The organism is Bradyrhizobium sp. BRP20 (genome assembly GCF_020194215.1).
Taxonomy (GTDB): domain Bacteria; phylum Pseudomonadota; class Alphaproteobacteria; order Rhizobiales; family Xanthobacteraceae; genus Bradyrhizobium; species Bradyrhizobium yuanmingense.
This window is the reverse complement of record NZ_JADYVY010000055.1, coordinates 1-4,645: the sequence shown is the minus strand read 5'-3', so window position 1 is coordinate 4,645 and position 4,645 is coordinate 1. Positions and strand designations below refer to the sequence as shown.

The 4,645-nt window shown below is 61.7% G+C and carries 5 protein-coding genes; all 5 read right to left on the bottom strand.

Annotated elements, in window-relative coordinates; genetic code table 11:
- Nucleotides 1-608 precede the first annotated feature (608 nt).
- The 5 genes from I6F33_RS37645 to I6F33_RS37625 all read right to left on the bottom strand — a co-directional run bounded on the left by I6F33_RS37645 (nt 609) and on the right by I6F33_RS37625 (nt 4,442).
- The gene (locus tag I6F33_RS37645; RefSeq protein ID WP_225143902.1) at nt 609-953 is read right to left on the bottom strand and encodes a hypothetical protein; all 345 of its coding nucleotides are present in this window, start codon (nt 951-953) and stop codon (nt 609-611) included.
- Nucleotides 953-2,044: an IS5 family transposase gene (locus I6F33_RS37640; RefSeq protein ID WP_225143899.1), complete on the bottom strand. Its 1,092-nt coding sequence runs from the start codon at nt 2,042-2,044 to the stop codon at nt 953-955. Before I6F33_RS37640 ends, I6F33_RS37645 begins: the two co-directional genes overlap by 1 nt.
- Before the next feature lie 470 nt (nt 2,045-2,514).
- On the bottom strand, nt 2,515-2,823 hold the full coding sequence (locus I6F33_RS37635) for an EAL domain-containing protein (protein WP_249790062.1): 309 nt from the start codon (nt 2,821-2,823) through the stop codon (nt 2,515-2,517).
- 183 nt (nt 2,824-3,006) lie between these two features.
- Nucleotides 3,007-3,351 (bottom strand): hypothetical protein, encoded by a 345-nt coding sequence (locus tag I6F33_RS37630; RefSeq protein WP_225143902.1) that lies wholly within the window; start codon nt 3,349-3,351, stop codon nt 3,007-3,009.
- Nucleotides 3,351-4,442 carry an IS5 family transposase gene (locus tag I6F33_RS37625; RefSeq protein ID WP_225143899.1) on the bottom strand — a complete coding sequence of 364 codons (1,092 nt, stop codon included), beginning with the start codon at nt 4,440-4,442 and terminating at the stop codon, nt 3,351-3,353. Before I6F33_RS37625 ends, I6F33_RS37630 begins: the two co-directional genes overlap by 1 nt.
- Nucleotides 4,443-4,645 lie beyond the last annotated feature (203 nt).

Genomic DNA, 4,645 nt, shown 5'->3' with positions numbered 1-4,645 from the left:
AACGGTCATGAATTCATTCCTGCAGTTCCAGCAGCGCCAGAGATCTTGGACCCCCCGCGCACCGATGCGTTCATGCCACTCGAGGTGGACCAATGCAGAGCCACATTGAGGGCAGTTTTTGTGACGTGCTATTGAGACCGACTCCATGTGGCAGCTCGTGTCATTGCGTCAAAAGGCCACAGCCGAAGAAGCGTTAGCGTAGCCGCCGCTTCGTGGTCGGCTGCGGTGGATGCGCCTCTCTGTTCAAACCCTATGCCAACTGCGACAGCTTGATCAGTAAGGGAAAATTTTTCAAGGAAGTGTACCAGACCGACTGCATGTCAGAAATCGGACAGTCAAGGTCATGTTCGAACGTAATGTCGCAAATCCGACTAAGTCTCGTTTTGGAAGCCTTGGGGGATCGTTTGGTGCTGAGCAATGCGGCCTGGGAGGTTTGGCTGATCATAAACGGCCTGATCAGGAGGGCTCCCACCTGACGGGGAGCCGCGGATGTCCGTGGAAGTGTGATTCGGATCGTGTGCGTCCGGCCCTCCCTGGAGTAATCAGGAGTCGTTAGGAGACAGCTCCGGCGCTTCAGTCGGAGGGGCATTAGCAGGCTGTTGAAGAACTCAGCCGCGTTCGCAAACGAAGGCTGAATCGTCGCCATTGTGTATGTAGAAGTGGCCGACGAGCCTGCCGGCAGTGCCGATCATGGCCCATCCGCGACCGCAGGTGGGGTCATTCTCATCGTGTCCCTGCCATGAGAACTCCGCGCAGGCCGAACCGTCTCGCGTGCCGTAGCGGACGTCGAGGAAGCCCTTCAGCGCACCGAAGGCAACTTCACCGTCGGACTTGCCCTTGAAGGTGAGATGCGCCTGTTCGACGAGATCGAGGAAGTCGCCGTCCCAGGTGTCCATTTCGACGATGCGCCAGCGGCCGGCAAAGGCCTTGGCGAAGCCGGGCACCTTGGCCATCAGCCGGCCTCCGCGATCAGCTTGGGCAGCCGCACCAGATTGTAGGCGGCAGCAGCGAAGGTAAAGGCCCATCCGACGCGTTCACGGCCACGGAAGCTGGTCTTCTCTTGCCCGGCGACCGTCTTGATCCAGCCGAATGCCTCCTCGATCCGCTTGCGGATGCGCTGGCTGACGGCATAGCCGCCGTGCCGGGTCGTTCGCCCGTCGATCGCAGAGCTGCGGCCGCTGGTGTTCTGCGCAACATGCGGCGTCACGTTCATCGAGCGCAGCTCGTTGACGAAGTCTTCTGCGTCGTAGGCCTTGTCGGCGCCAAGCGTGATCGCTGTCGGCCGGTCGGCACGCGGTTCGATCATGTGCAGCGCGGCCACCCGTTCGGCATGCCCGTCGGCCTGTGTCAGGCAGGCGTCGACCAGCAAGCCGTGGCGGTTCTCCATCAGCCCATGCCCGATGAAGCACAGCTTCGTCTCCTTGCCTTTCCCCTTGCGGTAAAGCCTGGCATCGGGATCGGTGGTCGAAGCATGGGTGTCGTTCGAGCGTCTCTGGCCATGGAAGTCCGCTTCGGCATTGCGCCCGCCGCCTTGCGCTGGCGGCTCGCCCGAGCCTTCCTTGAGCTTGACGCTCTTCATCGAGGCCCAGGCCTCGATCAGCGTGCCATCGACCGAGAAGTGATCGCTCGACAGAAGCTTCTTCACCTTGGGCTGCGCCAGCACCGCCGCCAGAAACTTGGCCGCGATGTCGCCTTCCAGCAACCGGTCGCGGTTCTTCGAGAACACCGAATGGTCCCAGGCGGCGTCATCGACGCCGATTCCGACGAACCAGCGGAACAGCAGGTCGTATTCCAGCCGCTCCATCAGAAGCCGCTCCGAGCGGATCGAATAAAACGCCTGCAACAGCATCGCCCGCAGCAGCTTCTCCGGCGGGATCGACGGCCGCCCAATCGGCGAATAGAGCGCGGCAAACTCGCGCTCCAGCGTTGACAGCGCCTCGTTCACGATCGTCCGGACCGCTCGCAGCGGATGATCACGCCGCACCCGCGCCTCCAGGTCGACGTAGCTGAACAGCTCGCCCGTTCGATTGTCGCCGCCGCGCACGCCCCATCTCCGAATCTCGTCGGAGCTAATGAATCACGGTCGCCGGTCGGCGGCGAGCACCTTTTTCAACAGCCTGTTAGGGGATTTGGATAACGGCTCTTCGAGACAATATCCAGACTTCGGGTATCTGATCGCCGTTAATTCAGCTCATCGTGCATCTGCACGCCGCCAGAGCGAAGAGAGTAGTCGAAGATCAGGCGCTTGGCCGCTCGCGCACTCTGAGCGCATAGGGCCGTTCGCGGCCCCTGTGCGTTGACGCTGGAGTCGGTCAAAACAGTGATGCACGACAGGCCGCCGCCCGCAATCGCGTAATCGAGCCAAGGTGATCTCTTAGAGTCTGCGCCCTGTCCAAGTGAATGCGCCCGCCCTGAGCAACAATGCAGGGTGATGTGTCGAATGTATCGCGGCAACTCTAGACGCTTTATTCTGATCAAGTGTCTCCCGAGCACGCTTGAACTCAGCGCGTCGGCTCACGCATGTGGGTTTCTTGCTCCATCTTCAGTGACCGGTCCGCGGCTGGCTTCGCGATCGAGCAGCGCGGGGATACCGGCGGCTGGAACGGGACCACTGAACAGGTAGCCTTGTCCTTCTGTGCAACCATTGAACACCAGATAGACGAGCTGGCGTTCGTCTTCGACTCCCTCGGCCGTGGTCGTCAAACCAAACCCTTCAGCAAGGCCGATTATAGCACGAACGATCACCCGGCTGTCAGTGCTGTCGTGGAGATGCGACACGAAGCTGCGATCGATCTTGATCTTGTCAAGACGAAACGAAAGCAGCTGGCTAAGCGTAGCATAACCTGTTCCGAAATCATCGAGCGCGATGCGGGGACGCCGGCTTGACGAAGTTCGTCAATTACGGTCTTCGCAGCCCCGTTTCTTTCCACGAACGCGCTCTCTGTAATTTCAATCTCCAGGCGGCGCGGACTAAAGCCGGTCTGCTCTAGCAGGCTGTTGAAGAACTCAGCCGCGTTCGCAAACGAAGGCTGAATCGTCGCCATTGTGTATGTAGAAGTGGCCGACGAGCCTGCCGGCAGTGCCGATCATGGCCCATCCGCGACCGCAGGTGGGGTCATTCTCATCGTGTCCCTGCCATGAGAACTCCGCGCAGGCCGAACCGTCTCGCGTGCCGTAGCGGACGTCGAGGAAGCCCTTCAGCGCACCGAAGGCAACTTCACCGTCGGACTTGCCCTTGAAGGTGAGATGCGCCTGTTCGACGAGATCGAGGAAGTCGCCGTCCCAGGTGTCCATTTCGACGATGCGCCAGCGGCCGGCAAAGGCCTTGGCGAAGCCGGGCACCTTGGCCATCAGCCGGCCTCCGCGATCAGCTTGGGCAGCCGCACCAGATTGTAGGCGGCAGCAGCGAAGGTAAAGGCCCATCCGACGCGTTCACGGCCACGGAAGCTGGTCTTCTCTTGCCCGGCGACCGTCTTGATCCAGCCGAATGCCTCCTCGATCCGCTTGCGGATGCGCTGGCTGACGGCATAGCCGCCGTGCCGGGTCGTTCGCCCGTCGATCGCAGAGCTGCGGCCGCTGGTGTTCTGCGCAACATGCGGCGTCACGTTCATCGAGCGCAGCTCGTTGACGAAGTCTTCTGCGTCGTAGGCCTTGTCGGCGCCAAGCGTGATCGCTGTCGGCCGGTCGGCACGCGGTTCGATCATGTGCAGCGCGGCCACCCGTTCGGCATGCCCGTCGGCCTGTGTCAGGCAGGCGTCGACCAGCAAGCCGTGGCGGTTCTCCATCAGCCCATGCCCGATGAAGCACAGCTTCGTCTCCTTGCCTTTCCCCTTGCGGTAAAGCCTGGCATCGGGATCGGTGGTCGAAGCATGGGTGTCGTTCGAGCGTCTCTGGCCATGGAAGTCCGCTTCGGCATTGCGCCCGCCGCCTTGCGCTGGCGGCTCGCCCGAGCCTTCCTTGAGCTTGACGCTCTTCATCGAGGCCCAGGCCTCGATCAGCGTGCCATCGACCGAGAAGTGATCGCTCGACAGAAGCTTCTTCACCTTGGGCTGCGCCAGCACCGCCGCCAGAAACTTGGCCGCGATGTCGCCTTCCAGCAACCGGTCGCGGTTCTTCGAGAACACCGAATGGTCCCAGGCGGCGTCATCGACGCCGATTCCGACGAACCAGCGGAACAGCAGGTCGTATTCCAGCCGCTCCATCAGAAGCCGCTCCGAGCGGATCGAATAAAACGCCTGCAACAGCATCGCCCGCAGCAGCTTCTCCGGCGGGATCGACGGCCGCCCAATCGGCGAATAGAGCGCGGCAAACTCGCGCTCCAGCGTTGACAGCGCCTCGTTCACGATCGTCCGGACCGCTCGCAGCGGATGATCACGCCGCACCCGCGCCTCCAGGTCGACGTAGCTGAACAGCTCGCCCGTTCGATTGTCGCCGCCGCGCACGCCCCATCTCCGAATCTCGTCGGAGCTAATGAATCACGGTCGCCGGTCGGCGGCGAGCACCTTTTTCAACAGCCTGCTAGGAGCGATATAATGCGCTCTCCAAGCGCGGAATCCCGCAACTGAACAGGCGAAATGTTGAAGGCAAGCGAAAACGTCTTTGGCCACGCAGTGGCATCAAGACACGCGCGGCGAAACAGCTGATC

Coding starts and splice junctions, on each gene's coding strand:
- I6F33_RS37645 (WP_225143902.1), bottom strand. CDS start 953: ATGGCCAAGGTGCCCGGCTTCGCCAAGGCCTTTGCCGGCCGCTGGCGC.
- I6F33_RS37630 (WP_225143902.1), bottom strand. CDS start 3,351: ATGGCCAAGGTGCCCGGCTTCGCCAAGGCCTTTGCCGGCCGCTGGCGC.